This is a genomic window from Pseudaminobacter sp. Soil_N_29 (assembly GCF_057656055.1).
Genome location: NZ_JBDGLC010000001.1, coordinates 803,774 through 820,702, shown reverse-complemented (window position 1 = coordinate 820,702; position 16,929 = coordinate 803,774). Strand labels below are relative to the sequence as shown.

15 protein-coding genes are annotated in these 16,929 nt (G+C 64.6%); 12 read left to right on the top strand and 3 right to left on the bottom strand.

Translation table 11 applies throughout. The features are described from left to right. Nucleotides 1-80: 80 nt before the first annotated feature. From AC3A4H_RS03885 to AC3A4H_RS03875, 3 genes are all read right to left on the bottom strand, one after another. Nucleotides 81-689, bottom strand: coding sequence for a LysE family translocator (locus AC3A4H_RS03885; protein ID WP_487765499.1), 609 nt, complete (start codon nt 687-689; stop codon nt 81-83). Nucleotides 690-776: 87 nt separating this feature from the next. Continuing rightward, nucleotides 777-1,565 carry an AraC family transcriptional regulator gene (locus tag AC3A4H_RS03880; protein ID WP_487765890.1) on the bottom strand — a complete coding sequence of 263 codons (789 nt, stop codon included), beginning with the start codon at nt 1,563-1,565 and terminating at the stop codon, nt 777-779. Nucleotides 1,566-1,695: 130 nt separating this feature from the next. After that, nucleotides 1,696-5,352: a peptidoglycan-binding protein gene (locus AC3A4H_RS03875; RefSeq protein WP_487765498.1), complete on the bottom strand. Its 3,657-nt coding sequence runs from the start codon at nt 5,350-5,352 to the stop codon at nt 1,696-1,698. A gap of 436 nt (nt 5,353-5,788) precedes the next feature. Between AC3A4H_RS03875 and AC3A4H_RS03870 the strand changes: the two genes are divergently transcribed. From AC3A4H_RS03870 to AC3A4H_RS03815, 12 genes are all read left to right on the top strand, one after another. Further along, a complete protein-coding gene (locus tag AC3A4H_RS03870; RefSeq protein WP_487765497.1) occupies nt 5,789-6,250 on the top strand; it encodes a MerR family transcriptional regulator in 462 nt (153 codons plus the stop codon). A 248-nt stretch (nt 6,251-6,498) separates the two neighbouring features. Then, nucleotides 6,499-8,295 carry an acyl-CoA dehydrogenase gene (locus AC3A4H_RS03865; protein ID WP_487765496.1) on the top strand — a complete coding sequence of 599 codons (1,797 nt, stop codon included), beginning with the start codon at nt 6,499-6,501 and terminating at the stop codon, nt 8,293-8,295. A gap of 36 nt (nt 8,296-8,331) precedes the next feature. Continuing rightward, nucleotides 8,332-9,504: an acyl-CoA dehydrogenase family protein gene (locus AC3A4H_RS03860; RefSeq protein WP_487765495.1), complete on the top strand. Its 1,173-nt coding sequence runs from the start codon at nt 8,332-8,334 to the stop codon at nt 9,502-9,504. 56 nt (nt 9,505-9,560) lie between these two features. Further along, a complete protein-coding gene (locus AC3A4H_RS03855) occupies nt 9,561-10,769 on the top strand; it encodes an acetyl-CoA C-acetyltransferase (RefSeq protein ID WP_487765494.1) in 1,209 nt (402 codons plus the stop codon). A gap of 3 nt (nt 10,770-10,772) precedes the next feature. Further along, nucleotides 10,773-11,357, top strand: coding sequence for a cysteine hydrolase family protein (locus tag AC3A4H_RS03850; RefSeq protein WP_487765493.1), 585 nt, complete (start codon nt 10,773-10,775; stop codon nt 11,355-11,357). A 10-nt stretch (nt 11,358-11,367) separates the two neighbouring features. Next, a complete protein-coding gene (locus AC3A4H_RS03845) occupies nt 11,368-13,587 on the top strand; it encodes a 3-hydroxyacyl-CoA dehydrogenase NAD-binding domain-containing protein (RefSeq protein ID WP_487765492.1) in 2,220 nt (739 codons plus the stop codon). 277 nt (nt 13,588-13,864) lie between these two features. Then, nucleotides 13,865-14,410, top strand: a complete 546-nt coding sequence (locus tag AC3A4H_RS03840; RefSeq protein WP_487765491.1) for a thioesterase family protein — start codon at nt 13,865-13,867, stop codon at nt 14,408-14,410. A 109-nt stretch (nt 14,411-14,519) separates the two neighbouring features. Continuing rightward, nucleotides 14,520-14,819: a DUF3303 family protein gene (locus AC3A4H_RS03835; protein ID WP_348777931.1), complete on the top strand. Its 300-nt coding sequence runs from the start codon at nt 14,520-14,522 to the stop codon at nt 14,817-14,819. 106 nt (nt 14,820-14,925) lie between these two features. Further along, nucleotides 14,926-15,132 carry a hypothetical protein gene (locus AC3A4H_RS03830; protein WP_487765490.1) on the top strand — a complete coding sequence of 69 codons (207 nt, stop codon included), beginning with the start codon at nt 14,926-14,928 and terminating at the stop codon, nt 15,130-15,132. Beyond that, on the top strand, nt 15,122-15,427 hold the full coding sequence (locus AC3A4H_RS03825) for a type II toxin-antitoxin system RelE/ParE family toxin (protein ID WP_487765489.1): 306 nt from the start codon (nt 15,122-15,124) through the stop codon (nt 15,425-15,427). The genes AC3A4H_RS03830 and AC3A4H_RS03825 overlap by 11 nt, the downstream gene beginning before the upstream one ends. Before the next feature lie 98 nt (nt 15,428-15,525). Beyond that, nucleotides 15,526-16,176 (top strand): S24 family peptidase, encoded by a 651-nt coding sequence (locus AC3A4H_RS03820; protein ID WP_487765488.1) that lies wholly within the window; start codon nt 15,526-15,528, stop codon nt 16,174-16,176. Between the two features lie 31 nt (nt 16,177-16,207). Next, nucleotides 16,208-16,909, top strand: coding sequence for a thermonuclease family protein (locus tag AC3A4H_RS03815; protein ID WP_487765487.1), 702 nt, complete (start codon nt 16,208-16,210; stop codon nt 16,907-16,909). Nucleotides 16,910-16,929 lie beyond the last annotated feature (20 nt).

Below are 16,929 nucleotides of genomic sequence, written 5' to 3'. Positions count from 1 at the left end.
CTAAAACGAAAAGCATGTCAACAGGTTAACAATGCCCGCCGTGAAGGGTCGCTTTCAGGGCATTCATCGCTAATGCGCGCTCAGCGGTCTGCCAGCGCAAGCCGCACGCCCAGCAGCACGAAGGCGCCGGCGAAGCTGCGGCGCATCCAGTTCATCACCTGCGGGCGCGAAACGATCCTGTCTCGAATGGATGCGGCAAACAGCCCATAGCCGACGAACACGACGAAGGTCATGGCCATGAAGACGGTGCTGAGCATGAGCATTCGCCGGACGGGATGCGGATCGTCCAGGCTGATGAACTGCGGCAGGAAGGCCAGGAAGAATATCGACAGTTTCGGGTTAAGGATGTTGATGAGCACGGCGGTGACCGACACCCGCAACGCAGAGCCGGGTTGCACGTCCTCGACGTGCAGCGCCCCTTTTTCGCGGAGCGCGTTCCAGGCCATGTAAAGCAGATAGGCCACGCCGGCATATTTGAAGATTTCGAAGGCGAGCGCGCTCGTGTGCAGGATGGCCGCCAATCCGAAGATGGCGGCTGCCATGTGCGGCACGATGCCGACAGTGCAGCCGAACGCCGCCGCCACGCTTGCGCGCGCTCCGCGCGAGAGACCGGTTGCAAGTGTGTAGAGCACGCCGGTGCCGGGCGACGCGACGATGATGAGCGAAGTGATGAGGAATTCGATGCCCATGGAACTCTCCTTCGGGATGCAGCTGTCGGTCCGGCATTAAGGCCGGGCAGCATGGGCATGTCTTGAACGAGATTGCAGCGGGCGCGATCAGGCCATTGCGGCCGCATAGGCGCCGGGGGAGAGGCCGTATCTGCGGGTGAAGGTTCGGGTCATGTGGGCCTGATCGGCAAAGCCGCTTTCCATGGCTGCATCGGCCAGGCTTGCGCCGCAGGCGATCAGCCGGCGCGCAAGGTCGATGCGGCGCTGCACCATATAGGCGTGCGGCGTGAAGCCCGTGGCCTTCGCGAAGCCGCGCAGAAGCTGGAAGCGCCCGAGCCCGCTGGCTTCGGCGAGATCGGCAAGGGTCCGTGCCGACGCTGGTGCATCGTCGATCAGTTCCCGTGCGCCGCGGATGGCGGCGGGAACGCTTGCTGGACCGGTGCCCTTGCCCACGATGCGCGCCATCAGACCCAGCAGCGTTTCCTCCCGCTCCATTTCGCAACGCCGCGCGGAGGTCATGGCCAGATAGAGCCGGTCGAACAGGCGGGCGGCAACCGGGTCCGTCAGGGCCGGCCGCTGGAACTCCGGCTCGGTCGGCAGGTCCATGTCCGCAGCGACTGCCAGGATCATCGAAGGATCGAAATAGAGCATGTGCCACGAGCGGCCGGCATCGCCGATCGGCGCGCCGTCATGCACCTCGCCTGGATTGACCGTGATGATGTCGCCTGCGGCGGCCTCCACTATGCCGCGCCCGCTGAGCGACTTTTGCGCGCCCTGTCGGATGACGCCGACGCCGAACTGCTCGTGCCAATGGCGAGGAAAGACATGCCGAGAGGATGCAGCCACCGCCTGCACACCGGCGCTGTGACAGCGAAACACCTTGAACCCACCCTGCATCGTGCGCTTGCCCGGTCGTGCTTTGGCCAATGGCATTCTCGCATCGCGCGGCTGTCATTTCCACCGATAAACCAGAAAGGGCCCCAGCCTTCCGGCCCGGGACCCTTCTGACTTCCGATGCGTGGGTGTCTTATTTCAACGCCAGAAGCGCGCGAACCACCTTTTCGTCCACCTCGCCGGTCGGCGTCATCCCGTTGTCCTTCTGGAAGGCGGCAAGGGCGGACTTGGTCTTCTCGCCCATCACTCCGTCCGTGCCGCCGGCGTCGTAGCCGTTCCTGGCCAGGATGGTCTGGATGTTGCTGATCGCCTTCTTCACGTCCACGCTTGCGGTCTGGGCCGGGCTTTCCTGCCAGGCTTCGGGAACATCCACCGAGTTCGCGGCGGCGTCGAGCGGCCTGGCTTTCCACAGTTCGGTGGCCGCGCGGGCGCGCTCCAGCTGTTCGGGGCGCAACGCCTTGGCAATCTCGTCGCGCTTGGCGGCGGCGTCCTTGTCGCCGGTCTTGGCCACAAGCGCGAACCACCTGTAGGATTCCTCCAGGCTCTGCGGCATGCCCACGCCCTTGGCGGCGAGAATGCCGAGATTGAACTGGCTGTCCTTCACGCCCAGTTCTGCGGCCTGCGTGAACCAGCGCACCGCCGTCTCATTGTCCGGCGCCCCGTCGGCGCCCATGGCGAACAGAACCGCCAAGTTGTGCATGGCGCTGGCATTGCCCTGGGCGGCCGAGAGCTCGTACCAGTTCCTCGCCTTGGCCACGTCGGGCTCTCCGGCAAGGCCCTTCTCGTAGAAATTGCCGATGCGGTACTGCGCCGGGGCGAAGCCCAGCTTCGCGGATTCCTCATACCACTTTGCTGCCGCGGCCATGTCGACGGCAACGCCGCGGCCTTCCGCATAGCGCGAGCCGATTTCGAACAGCGCCATGGCGTCGCCGGAAGCGGCAGCTTCGCGCAGCGCCACCGGGCCGGCTTCCACCGGCACCACGATCTCGGCTGCGGTCTCCACCTCCTGCACAAGCGAGGTTTCCATCGAGGAAGCGCCCGCAGTTTCGGAGGCTTCCGCGGCGTCGATCTCCGCTTCGTCCACGGGCGTGGTGGACCTTGCCGCGTCTACATTGCGGGCGGCCGGCACCTCCGAAGCGGCCTCGACCGTCTCTTCCGCCGGCCGCGCTTCGTCGGCAGCGGCGGTTTCCGTCGCCTGCTCGGCGGCAGGGACAGCCGCGCTGTCCGCCAGGCGGGTGTCGTCGGCGGTCAGCGCCTTGCCGAGCTGCAGGCCTGCCAGCGCCATCATGATCGCCACCGCGGCCATCAGGATCGGCTTGCGACGCGCCTTCAAGAGGTCCGCGATCCGGCCGGCCCGCACCGGGCTCTTGTCTTCCGAGCCGCGCTTGAGCGCCTCCGCCTCGGCGGCGGCAGCCTGCGCGGCGCGGCGGGCGGCGGCGATGAAGTCGGCCTTGGCGGCATCGGCCTCAGCGGGCTTCATGCCCTGGCCGCGCTCGTCCCGCACACGGCGCATGATCGCGTTCAGGTCGGGCGCGCCGGAGCCCGGCTCCAGCGGCCGGTTGGCGAATTTCGGGTCAAGCGGCTCGTCGAGGTCCACTGCCGGCGCACTGTCGGCGATAGCCGGTGCAGCTTCGACCGGCTGCTCGGCCCTGGCGTGCTTCTTGCCCGCGAACATGCGGCCAAGCCCGCCGAACCTCAAGCGCGGTTCGCTGGCTTGTCCGTCGACGGCCGCGTCCGAGCCCAGCGCCGCAACTGCGGCGTCGGCCGCGGCCTGGGCCGGGCTGCGCGCGCCGCGCTCTGCCAGGGTGAGCGGCGCCGGTGCCTCCAGCGCCTCCATCAGCGGCAGCGGCGTGTCCAGGTCGAGCGAGGGCGCATCCTCCACCGTCATCTTCGGCGCGCCCGCCGGCTCCGCCGCGGGCATGGCGGCGTGGCCGCCTTCCAGCGAGCCCAGCCGGTCGACGATCTTCAGAAGCGTGTCGTGGATCGCCTCGAAGGTCTTGGTGTTGCGCTCGTCGGAGCGGCGCGTCAGCGCTTCCAGCGTGCGCAGGTCGTCGGCCAGGCCGGCCACGGCCTCGCCCTGGCTGACGCTGCCCGCCATGGACCGCACCGCGCTTTCCGCCGCCTGGCGCGCGGCTTCCATCAGGTTCTCGTGGCTGCTGGCGATCGAGCGTTCGATGTCGTCGAGGCGCGGCGCGATGTCCTCGAATTCCGGCAGCGGACCGGTGGGGCGCGCCAGGTGTTCGGAAAGCCCGGCCACCTGCGCCTCCAGGTTGCGGATCAGGTCGGGGTCAATGCCGGTGAATTGGCGGGACGAGGTGTCCAGCCGGCTCGAAATGTCATCCAGCCGTGCTTCCAGGCTGCGGATGGTGTGGTCGTCAGCGCCGAAACCTTCTGCTTCGATGCGTTCGGCAAGCGAGGCAAATCGCGCGTCGATGGCTTCCATGATGCCGGCGCTGTCGAAGGCCGGTTCATGCACGCGCTGGTCTAGCCGCTCGGCCACTTCGTCGAGCCGCCGTTCAAGGTCGCGAAACAGCAGGTTGCCCTGTTCCAGCACGTCGCCTTGGCGGCGCTCGATCATGCTGGACAAAAGGTCGAAGCGCTGCTCGATACCCTGGAAGATATGGTCGGCGTCAGGCGCGGGCGCGTGTTCCATCTTCTCGGCGATCATGGCGATCTGGTGGCCCAGCCGCTCCACCGCGGCCTGCGGCAGGTGCACCTGCTCGGTAATCTCGTCCACGCGCTGCGACAGCAGGTTCAGCCGCTCGATCACCTCGCGCCCTGGTCTGTCCTCGGCCACTTCCTCGATCTGTCGCGCCAGCGCCGAAATACGCGCCTCGATGCGCTCAAAGGGCTCGGGGTCGAAATTGGGCATCCTCGCCGCCGCGGCAGAGGCAACGATCGCGCGCGAGATCTCGTCCAGGCGTTCCTCGATCTGGGCGAAGGTTTCGCTCCCCTGCGGCTCGTGCTGACGCACGAAATGGTCGACCGCCGAAGCCAGCATGCGCACCTTTTCCTCCAGCGAGCGCAGCGACAGCGATTCCGGCAGATTGTCGACAGCGTTGCTGATCTGCTCCAGCCTTGCGGCAAGCGCGGCAATCGCCGGGTTCTCGCCTGGGGCGGCCGATACGCGGTGCTCGAAGTCGGTCCAACGGCGGTCGAATTCGTCCCAGCGCCGGTCGATGGAGCGCACGGTCTCCTCGCGGGCAAGCGCGTCCAGCGCGCCCTTCACCTGCTCCAGTTCCAGCCGCAGCAGGTTCAGGCTCTTGTCGTCGCTGCGTTCCGACAGCGCCTGTATCGCGCCCGAAAGCCGCTCGAACTCAAGCGCAAGCTCCTGTTCATCGCGGCTGGCGGCCGGTTGGCCGATGCGTTCCATGTCGCGGCGCATCGTTTCGAACTCGCGGCGCATCCCTGAAGAAACCTGCTGGCGCAGGTCTTCGCGCAGCGCATTCAGCTCGGAAGCAATCTTGCCGAAGGCGGCCATGCCGTCTTCCTGCGCGCGGATGTGGTCCAGGTCGCGCGCTATGGCCTGGTAGGGCTGGCGCTCATAGGCGTTCGCAAGGGGCTCCGGCCTGCGCGGCGCGGCGGGCGCTTCGTCGCGATGCAATGCGCCTTGCGGCGCCTCGAAAGGCCGGGGCTGGCGTTCGTTGCCAAATTCGCTGGCGGGTTCCGCGTGTCGGCTCAACCGCTGCTGCAGATTGTCCAGCGAGCGGTTCAGGTCTTCCAGGGTGGCGTAAGGCCTGCGCGGCCTGCCGGCGTTGAGTGACTCAAGATAGGACCGCTTGCTGTTCATCGAAACGTCCGTTCGCCGGTTGCTGGTCTGGCCAGAGTGAAAGTCCGTGTCGGGCGGATGCGAGGTCGGCAGTTGGAATTCCGTCTTTGCCTCTCCGCTCTCCTGGGCCGTGAACAAATCGGTACGGAACATTCACGGCAGACCGACACGCCAACGTTTCGCCCAACGTGGTAAACAAGCCGTTAATTGCGTGCGATGGACGAGGATTACTTTAAAAAGCCGTAAAACTGTTTCACGTCGCCCGCGCTTGCAACGTGAAGAACGTGTGAGTATAGCATTTACGTAAACGTAAGCAGTGCGCCGCGCGCACCGCTTGCTACGTGTTTTGTGGAAACCATGACTGGAAGCCGGTCTCGGGCCCCTGGCAGGGCCGGGGTCGCCCCCCATCGCTTCCAAGCCGGTGCCGGTCTCGCCAGGCACCTCAACGGGAATGCAAATGACGATGAAACTTCTTAAAGCCGACGAAAGCGCGGCCAATGATGACATGAGCGGGCACGACGACGAGATGGCCCGCATCGGCGAAATCGCCAAGAAATACGGCGTTACGCTGCGCACGCTGCGCTTTTATGAAGACAAGGGCCTGCTGGCGCCCAAGCGCGAGGGCAGCACGCGCCTCTACACCCACCGCGAGGAAGCGCGCCTCAAGCTCATCCTGCTCGGCCGCAAGGTCGGCTTCTCGCTGCGCGACGTCAAGCAGATGCTGGACCTCTATGAGCCGGCCGGCTCGAACGTGAAGCAGCTGCGGCTGACGCTCGACAAGTCGGAAAAGCAGCTTGCCCGCCTCAACAAGCAGCGCCAGGCCATCGACGACGCCATCCGCGAACTCACCGACACGATGGAGGTCGTGCGCGGCAAGCTGGCCGAACAGCGCCCGATGCCCATCGCAGCCAACGGCTGATCTCTCTCCCGAGGACGGGCCAGGCAAAGGCCGCGCGATGCCTGAAAGAGGCGCCGCGTGGCCTTTTTTTGTTTATCTGCGTATTGTTTTCGCGCGCGGGCAAGCACGGTCGCCGCCGCGTCTCAAAAATCACAGCGGAAAATTGACGTTTACGCAAACGTCAATTATTGCTATGGCATTCTGGGAAAGCGGCTGCGGGGCTTCACAGGCGGGCGCCGAGGCCGCATGTTTGTGATGGAGGACGAACCATGCCGTCATACAGGGCGCCGGTCGCGGATACGCTTTTCGTGCTGAACGAGGTGCTCGGCTACGAGCGCTACAGCAATCTTCCCGGATTTTCCGATGCCACGCCCGATGTGCTGGAGGCGATCCTCGCCGAAGGCGCCAAGCTCGCCGAAAACGTGCTCCAGCCCACCAACCGCGTCGGCGACATGGAAGGCTGTGTGCGCCACGCCGATGGCTCCGTCACCACGCCCAAGGGGTTCAGGGAAGCCTTCGACCAGTATCGCGAGGGCGGCTGGCTGGGGCTGGCGGCTCCGGTCGAGTATGGCGGGCAGGGGCTGCCTTACACAGTCCATTCAGCGGTCGCGGAATACATGGTCTCGGCCAATATGGCGCTGATGATGTATCCGGGTCTGACCCAGGGCGCCATCGCCGCGCTGCTTACCCATGGCACCGACGAGCAGAAGAACACCTGGCTGCCGAAGATGGTCGAGGGCAGTTGGACCGGCACCATGAACCTCACCGAGCCGCATTGCGGCACCGATCTCGGCCTGCTGCGAACCCGCGCCGTGCCCAACGGCGACGGCAGCTACAAGATTTCCGGCCAGAAGATCTTCATCTCCGCCGGCGAGCACGACATGGCCGACAACATCGTCCATCTGGTGCTGGCCCGCATCGAGGGCGCGCCGGAAGGCGTGAAGGGCATCTCGCTCTTCATCGTGCCGAAATTCCTGCTCGACGGCGATGGCGAACCGGGCGAGCGTAATGCCGTCTCCTGCGGGTCCATCGAGGAGAAGATGGGCATCCACGGCAACGCCACCTGCGTCATGAACTATGACGAGGCCACCGGCTATCTGCTCGGGGCCGAGAATGGGGGGTTGAAGGCCATGTTCACCATGATGAACGAGGCGCGCCTCGGTGTCGGCCTGCAGGGGCTGGCCGTGTCGGAAGCCGCCTATCAGGGCGCAGTGGAATACGCCAAAGAGCGCCTTCAGGGCCGCTCGCTGTCCGGCCCCAAGGCGCCGGACAAAAAGGCCGATCCGATCATCGTCCACCCTGACATCCGCCGCAACCTGATGACCATGAAGGCCTTCAACGAGGCCGGCCGCGCGTTGGCGTTGTGGACTGCGCTCAACGCCGACATTGCCCGACGCGGCGAAGACGAGGCCGAGCGCCAGGCTGCCGACGACCACATGGGCCTGATGACGCCGGTGGTGAAGGGCGTGCTCACCGACAAGGGCTTTGAACATGCGGTGATGGCGCAACAGGTGTTCGGCGGCCACGGCTATATCGAAGAGCACGGCATGAGCCAGTTCGTGCGCGATGCCCGCATCCCCATGATCTACGAGGGCGCCAACGGCATCCAGGCGCTCGATCTCGTCGGCCGCAAGCTGGCGCAGAATGGCGGCCGCGCGCTGCAGGCCTTCTTCAAGGAAGTCGGCGACTTCTGCGAGGAAAACCGCGCCGACGAGAAGATGGCGCCCTACACCAAGGCGCTGAAGAAGGGCCTGAACGACCTCCAGGCCGCCACGATGTGGCTGATGCAGAACGGCATGGCAAAGCCCGACAATGCCGGCGCGGCCTCCACCGACTACCTGCATCTCTTCGGCCTCGTCGCGCTCGGCTACATGTGGGGCCGTATGGCCAAGGCCGCCCACGGCAAGCTCGCCAACGGCGCTGGCGACAACGCGGCCTTCTACGAGCACAAGCTGGTCACCGGCCGCTACTTCATGGAACGCGCAATGCCGGAGACGGCGGCGCATCTTGCCCGCCTCTCCACCGGTGCCGACACCATGATGGCGCTGCCGGCCGAGGCGTTCTAGGGTGACGAGCGCGGGCGCTATCGAGGGAGCAAACGCATGACGACCAATCCCGCCGAAGTCCTTTCCCTGCCAAAACCCGCCTGGGTCACCGAAGACGTCGCCATGCTCTACGACATGGCGACAAAATTCCTCGAAACCGAGATCGCGCCGCGCTACGAGGAATTCGAGAAGGCCGAGATCTTCGACCGCGAAAGCTGGCGGAAGGCCGGCGAGGCTGGCCTGCTCTGCGCCTCCATGCCGGAGGAATATGGCGGTTCGGGCGGCACCTTCGCACATGAAAGCGCCATCATGGAAGCCGTCAGCCATGTCGGCGTCGACGGCTTCGGCATCGCGCTGCACAATTCCATCGTCGCTCCCTACATCCTCCACTATGGTTCGGAGGAGCAGAAGAAGAAGTGGCTGCCGAAAATGGCGAGCGGCGAGCTGATCGGCGCCATCGCCATGACCGAGCCAGGCGCCGGCTCCGACCTGCAGGGCGTGAAGACCTCCGCCGTCAGGGACGGCAACCAGTACCGCATCAACGGCTCCAAGACCTTCATCACCAACGGCCAGCTCGCCAATCTCATCGTGCTCGTCACCAAGACCGATCCGTCCAAGGGCGCCAAGGGCACCTCGCTGATCGTGGTCGAGACCGACGAGGTCGAGGGTTTCGAGCGCGGCCGCAACCTCGACAAGATCGGGCTGAAGTCCAACGATACGTCCGAGCTCTTCTTCAACGATGTGCGCGTGCCGACGGCCAATCTGCTCGGGGCCGAGGAAGGGCAGGGTTTTGTCCAGCTGATGCAGCAGCTGCCGCAGGAGCGCCTGCAGATCGGCGCGACTGCCATCGCCATGGCCGAGCGCGCGCTTGCCGTGACCATCGACTACGTCAAGGAGCGTCAGGCCTTCGGCAAGCCGATCCTCGAATTCCAGAACACCCAGTTCAAGCTGGCCGAACTGAAGACCGAGGCAACAATCGGCCGCGTCTTCTACAACGACTGCGTCCAGCGCCACGTCAATGGCGGGCTCGATCCCGTCACGGCGTCCATGGCCAAGTACTGGCTGAGCGAGCTGCAGGGCAAGGTCGTCGACGAATGCCTGCAATTGCACGGCGGCTATGGCTACATGAACGAATACCCAATCGCGCGCATGTATCGCGATGCCCGCGTGCAGCGCATCTATGGCGGCACCAACGAGATCATGAAGCTCCTGATCGCGCGGAGCCTCTGAATTGAATGAAACCTTTGATGGCTGCCCGAGCGCCGCCCGGAACGAGGAGAAAAAATATGGCTGACGCTTTTGTCTATGATGCCGTGCGCACCCCGCGCGGGCGCGGCAAGAAGGACGGCTCGCTGCATGAGGTTCCGGCAGTGCGGCTGGCGGCGCGCACGCTGGAGGCCATCCGCGACCGCAACGGGCTCGACACCTCGGCGGTCGACGACATCATCTTCGGCTGCGTCGATCCGGTCGGCGAGGCGGGCTCGGTCATTCCGCGCGCAGCCGCCTTCGAAGCCGGCTACGACACCAAGGCGCCGGGCATGCAGATCTCGCGCTTCTGCGCCTCGGGGCTGGACTCCATCAATCTCGGCGCGGCCAAGATCGCCCAGGGCGCCGATGAGATCGTGATCGCCGGCGGCGTGGAATCCATGTCGCGTGTCGGCATGGGCATGTCCGGCGGCGCCTGGTTCATGGACCCGTCAGTCGGCCTGCCGGGCTGGTTCGTGCCGCAGGGCATCTCGGCCGACCTCATTGCCACCAAATACGGCTTTTCGCGCGACGACGTCGACGCCTATGCCGTTGAGAGCCAGAAGCGTGCCGCCCATTCCTGGGAGAAGGGCTACTTCAAGAACTCCGTCATCCCGGTGAAGGACCAGAACGGCATCACCATCCTCGACCATGACGAGCACATGCGCCCTACCACCGACATGCAGGCGCTGGCGTCGCTCAACCCGTCCTTCGTCATGCCGGGCGAGATGGGCGGCTTCGACGCCGTCGCCGTGCAGAAGCATCCCGAGATCGAGGCGGTCAACCATGTCCACCACGCCGGCAATTCGTCGGGCATCGTCGATGGCGCGGCCGCCGTGCTGCTCGGTTCCAAGAAGGCCGGCAAGGCCATGGGGCTAAAACCCCGCGCCCGCATCCGCGCCTTCGCCAATATCGGTTCCGAGCCGGTGCTGATGCTCACCGGTCCGGTCGACGTCACCGAAAAGCTGCTCAAGCGCGCGAAGATGAAGCTGTCGGACATCGACCTGTTCGAGCTCAACGAGGCCTTCGCCTCGGTCGTGCTGCGCTACTGCCAAGCCTTCGACATTCCGCACGACAGGATCAACGTCAATGGCGGCGCCATCGCCATGGGTCATCCGCTCGGCGCCACCGGCGCGATGATCTTCGGCACCGTGTTGGACGAACTGGAGCGGCGCAACCTCAACACCGCGCTGGTCACGCTCTGCATCGGCGCGGGCATGGGTACCGCCACCATCATCGAGCGGGTGTAGTGCATGACGAGCTTGCCGAAAGACACGGCCCTCATCCTCATCGACGTGCAGATGGCGTTCGTCGAATGGGAGCGCGCGGGCCTCAGGCGCAACAATCCGCAGGCGGTGGACAACATTGCCCGCCTGCTGGGCGCGTTCAGAGATAACGGCATGACGGTGATCCATATCCGGCATGCCTCGACCGAGCCGGATTCAGCGCTTCGACCGGAACGAAGCGGCTATCAGCCGATCGAGCAGGCGCGCGAGCGCGACGGCGAGGCCGTCCTCGTCAAGAACGTCAATTCCTCCTTCATAGGAACCGACCTTGAAAAGCACCTGCGCGAAAGCGGCCACCACACGCTGGTGATTGCCGGCATCACCACGAACCATTGCGTTGAAACGACGACGCGCATGGCTGGCAACCTTGGGTTCGACGCGCGCCTCGTTGCCGACGCCTGCTACACCTTCGATCGTGTCGGCCTCGACGGGAAGGTGCGCAGCGCTGAAGCGATCCACGACATGACCTTGACCAATCTCAACGGCGAGTTCGCCTCGATCGTAACAACCGACGCCATCGTGGCGGCTGTCGCCGAAAACATTGCGGCGTAAGGAGGATTCGATGACCTACAGGAATTTTACCGTCGAAACCGACGCTGACGGCATCGCTCTCGTCACCTGGGACATGCCCGACCGGTCGATGAACGTCTTCACCGAGGAGGTGATGGACGAGCTCGGCGCCATCATCGATCATGTCGCCGGCGACGCGGCAATCAAGGGCGCGGTCATCACCTCCGGCAAGGATTCTTTCTCGGGCGGCGCCGACCTCACCATGCTGCAGAAGATGCTCGGCCTGTTCCACAAGGAGAAGGCCAGGGACCCCGACAAGGCGATCAAGCTGCTGTTCGACAATGCCGGCCGCATGAGCCAGCTCTTCCGCAAGCTCGAGACCAGCGGAAAGCCCTGGGTGTCGGCCATCAACGGCACCTGCATGGGCGGCGCCTTCGAAATGTCGCTGGCCTGCCACGGGCGCGTCGCTGCTGAGGGCGATGGCGTCAAGATGGCACTGCCGGAAGTGAAGGTCGGCATCTTCCCGGGTGCCGGCGGCACCCAGCGCGTGCCGCGTCTCGCCAATCCGCAGGACGCCCTGCAGATGCTCACCTCGGGCCAGAACCTGACCCCGCAGCGCGCCAAGGTCATGGGGCTCATCCACGCCGTGGTCGAGCCCGCAAAGCTCGTAGAGGCGGCAAAGGCGATGATCGCGGCCGGCCTCAAGCCGGTGCAGCCCTGGGACGAAAAGGGTTTTAAGCTTCCCGGCGGCCCCGTCTACTCGGCTGCTGGCGCCAATCTCTGGCCGCCGGCAATCGCCATCCTGCGCCGCGAGACCCACGGCAACTATCCCGCCGCCGCGGCGATCCTGAAATGCGTCTATGAGGGCCTTCTGGTGCCGTTCGACACGGCGTTGAAGATCGAGCAGCGCTACTTCACGCAGATCATGCAGTCGAAGGAAGCAGCGGCGATGATCCGCTCGCTGTTCGTGTCGCTGCAGGAACTCAACAAGGGCGCGCGCCGCCCCGAGGGCGTTGCTCCGACCAAGTTCAAGAAGATCGGCGTCATCGGCGCCGGCTTCATGGGCGCGGGCATTGCCTATGTCACCGCCAAGGCCGGCATCCCCGTCGTGCTCATCGACCGCGACATGCCCTCGGCCGAAAAGGGCAAGGCGCATTCCGATGCGCTCATCTCCGAGCAGGTCAAGAAGGGCCGCGCCAAGCCGGAGGACAAGGAAAAGCTGCTCTCCCTCATCACGCCATCGGACGACTACGCCGCGCTCGAAGGCTGCGATCTCGTCATCGAGGCCGTGTTCGAGGATTCCGAGGTCAAGAAGGCGGCCACTGAGAAGGCGGAAGCCGCGCTGAAGTCCTCTGCGGTCTTCGCCTCCAACACCTCGACCATCCCCATCACCTCGCTGGCGAAGAACTCTGCGCGGCCGAAGAATTTCGTCGGCATCCACTTCTTCTCGCCGGTCGACAAGATGATGCTGGTGGAAATCATCCTCGGCAAGAAGACCGGCGACAAGGCGCTTGCCGTGGCGATCGACTATGTCCGCGCCATCAAGAAGACGCCGATCGTGGTCAACGACACGCGTGGCTTCTACGTCAATCGTTGCGTGCTGCGCTACATGTCGGAAGCCTTCAAGATGCTGATCGAGGGCGTGCCGGCGCCGATGATCGAGAATGCCGCGCGCGCCGCCGGCATGCCGGTCGGCCCGCTGGCGCTCACCGACGAAACGGCCATCGACCTCGCCCAGAAGATCATGAAGCAGACCATCCGCGATCTCGGCGAGAAGGCGGTTGACCCAGAGCAGATGAAGCTCATCGACACGATGGTCGACAAGCATGGCCGCTTCGGCCGCAAGAATGGCAAGGGTTTTTACGACTATCCGGAAAAGCCCGCCAAGAAGCACCTCTGGCCTGGCCTCAAGGACCTCTACAAGCAGCAGAACCCCGACAAGATCGACTTCGAGGAGTTGAAGCAGCGCTTCCTCGTCGTGATCGCGCTCGAGGCTGCGCGCGTGATGGAGGAGGGCATCGTCACCGATCCGCGCGAGGCCGACGTCGGCTCCATCCTGGCCTTCGGCTTTGCGCCCTACACGGGCGGCACGCTGTCCTACATCGACGGCATGGGTGCGCAAAAATTCGTCAAGCGCGCCAAGGCACTGCAGAAGAAATACGGCGCCGAGTTCAAGGCGCCCAAGCTGCTCGCCGACATGGCCGAGAAGGGCGAGACCTTCTACCAGCGCTTCAACCCCTATCCTAAGGAAGAGGCCAGGAAGGCGGCTTGAGGGGGGCCGATCGCATCTAGAGTTCGACCCCCACTCCGGTTTGTTTCGCAAACCACCGTTCCTGGGCGAGCCACGGGTCTCGACCGTCCTTCGGACCCCGCTCGACGCGGAGGAGAGGAAATGCGTCCGCAAGGCTGGCACCCTTCCTCTCCCCTTTTGAGGGGGAGAGGTGGTTTGCGAAGCAAACCGGAGTGGGGGTAGATCGTGCCCTATGGGATTGTCCTGCAGTGCGCGAGACCATCCTCACCCTGCCGGCAAATCGAACAGGTGAATTGAAATGTATGTCTGGGCACGTCTGGCAAGGATGGCGCTTACCGCGCGCGGCCGTGGCGATTATCGCATGGGCGACGAGAGCCGGCTGAGCTTCCGCTGCCTGCCGACCGATATCGACACCAACCTGCATCTCAACAATGCCCGCTACCTGATGCTGGCCGATGTCGGCCGCATCGACATCTTTTATCGCACCGGCCTGATCGCGCTTGCGCGCGAAAGGGGCTGGGCGCCCATGCTTGGCGGCCTGCAGACGGTCTTCGTCCGCGAAATCCGGCTGTGGCGCAAGTTCGACGTGGTCTCCACCGTCGAAACCTGGGAAGGCTCGCAGGTCATCGGGCGGCACGAATTCGTGCTCGACAGCGGCGAGACCGCGGCAATGGTGCTGACCACCGCGGGCATCTATGACCGCCGCGGCCGCCGCTTCCTTCCCTTCGATGAGGTCATCGCCGCTCTCGGTCGCGAAGCCACCGCACGCCCGCCCACCGAGGCCGAGCGCATCTTCATGGCCTCCCACGCTGGCCTGCGCACGCTGGCCAAGAAGGGCGGATAGCGGAAATACCCCTCGCGAGATGCCCGAAAGCCTGCTTTCTCAGCCTGCATGGCGGTGGTAGGATCTCGGCATCATCCATTTACGTGTGTCAGGCCTGAAAGGATTGACCATGCGTATGATGCTGAAAGTCTCCATCCCGGTCACCGAAGGCACCGGGGCCATCAAGGATGGCACTCTCCCCAAAATCATGGAAAAGGCGCTCGCCCAGCTGAAGCCGGAGGCCGCCTACTTCACGCTCGACAACGGCAAGCGCACCGCCTTCATCGTCTTCGACATGACGGATGTGGCGATGATGCCGAGCATCGCCGAGCCGTTCTTTTCGGGCTTCGGTGCAACCATCGACATGACCCCGGTGATGAACGCCGACGACATGCGGGCCGGCCTCGAGGCGATCATGCAGGGGGCTTGAGGCGCTCGGCTGGCAAGTCTCGGTCTCTGCTGCGTCGGCAGCGCGGCACGCGGGCCCCTTTCGCAAGTGATGGGGTGGCGCTATGTTGTCTGCGAAAGGGAACGCGATGACCAAGCTCGAACGCGCCGTTCAGGAAGCCCAACAACTCCCGGCTGAAGTGCGCGAGCAGCTTGGCGACGATCTCCTGCACCGCATTCACAAGCTCCTGGCCTTGCGCGAAGATCTGGCCATCGGTCTTGAGCAGCTGAATTCGGGCGATACGGTCGATGGCGCAACAGTCTTCGCTGACCTGAAGTCGCGATATGGCGCTTGAGATCGTCTTTGCGCGACAAGCCCAGCGCGATCTTCAAGACCTCCTATCCTTTATTGCCGTCGATGACGCAGCGGTCGCACAGAGAATGGCGCGGAGAATGGAAAAAACCGTTCTGCTCCTGGCGGAGCGTCCTTACATAGGGCCGCTGGCATCAGGTCTGGGTGATGCGGAATTGCGCAAAATGTCATTGCCTCCTTACATCATCTTTTATCGGCTGAAAGGGGACAGGCTGCAGATCGCCCGTATTCTTCATTCAGCGCGCGACATAGACACCCCTACATTTTTCTCCGGGTGACCCCAGAAATCACGCAGCTTTCTGGACAAAGGGCCGCCGTCGCTCTAAATCAAACGAACAAGGTATATTTTCCTGTTTTAAGCTTCAGGGCCACGACGATGCTCTCGCATGAACGTGTCTGGGCCGCTATCGACGCGCTGGCCGCACGACATTCGCTGTCGGCCTCCGGGCTGGCCAAGCGCGCGGGCCTCGACTCCACCGCCTTCAACAAGTCCAAGCGCGCCTCGGCCGATGGGCGGCCGCGCTGGCCATCCACCGAGTCCCTGGCCAAGATCATCGAGGCGACCAATTCCACGCTTGATGAATTTCTGGGCCTCGTCGAAGGCCAGCGCGCGGAGAAAGGTCGATCCGCGCCGGAGCACACATCCGCCGTGCCGCTGATCGGGTTTGCCCAGGCCGGCGCCGGCGGGTTCTTCGACGATGCCGGCTTCCCGGCCGGGCAGGGGTGGGATCTGATCGAACTGCCTACCCGCACCACCGAGAACTCCTTCGCCCTGCAGGTACAGGGAGATTCCATGCTGCCGCTCTACCGCAATGGCGACGTGCTGATCGTCGAGCCAGGTGCAAACGTGCGCAAGGGCGACCGCGTCGTGGTCAAGACACGCTCGGGCGAGGTCATGGCCAAGGTGCTGGCGCGACGTACGTCGGGCGAGATCGAACTGCATTCGATCAATCCGGAACATCCGAACCGCAATTTCGCCTTGGGGGAAGTCGAGTGGCTGGCGCGCATCGTCTGGGCCAGCCAATGAACGTATGGGCCAGCACTGAAAGGAGCAAGCCATGCGTACGGCTGTCCTTCTTTCCTCTGTCGCAGCGTTGGGGGCTCTCTGCCTGGCTATAGTTTCGGCCGGTAAGGCGCTCAATTCGAGCGAGGCGTTCGCCCCTTCCGCCGAAGATGCCGTGGCAGCCGATTTCGGCGAGGAAGCCGCCGGCTACGACATCTATGAGCCCGAGGCGCTGGACGGCGCGTTTGAAATCGCCGCAGATGAGCCCGGCAGGGAGCATGCACAGGCTGCATCGCCTACGTCGCCCGGCCGGGGTGTCGCCAAGGCGCCGGAAGACGACACCGGAGGCAGCATGTACATGCGCGACGGCGACACCGACAAGGTCCTCTACGGCCCGCTGGCCACCGGGGCCGGCACCATCAAGGCCATGGGCTACCTGATCGTCATAGATGGCATCGAGGCCGTTCGGCTCGAGGAAAAATGCGAATTCAACGGCAAGTCCTGGCCCTGCGGCCAGCGCGCCCGCACCGAGTTTCGTGCCTGGATGCGCGACCGTGCCCTCACTTGCAGGGTGCCGCCTGCGCCGGTGGCGCGCGCCGTGTTGACGTCGTGCCGCATCGGCAACCAGGACGCCGGCGACTGGCTGGTGAAATATGGCTGGGCCCGCGCCCTTCCGACCGGGCCCTACGTCAAGGCAGGCGAAAAGGCGCGTACCGACAAGCTCGGCATTTACGGCGCGCCGCCCGCATTGGACTGAAAGTCGAGACGCCTTGGGAC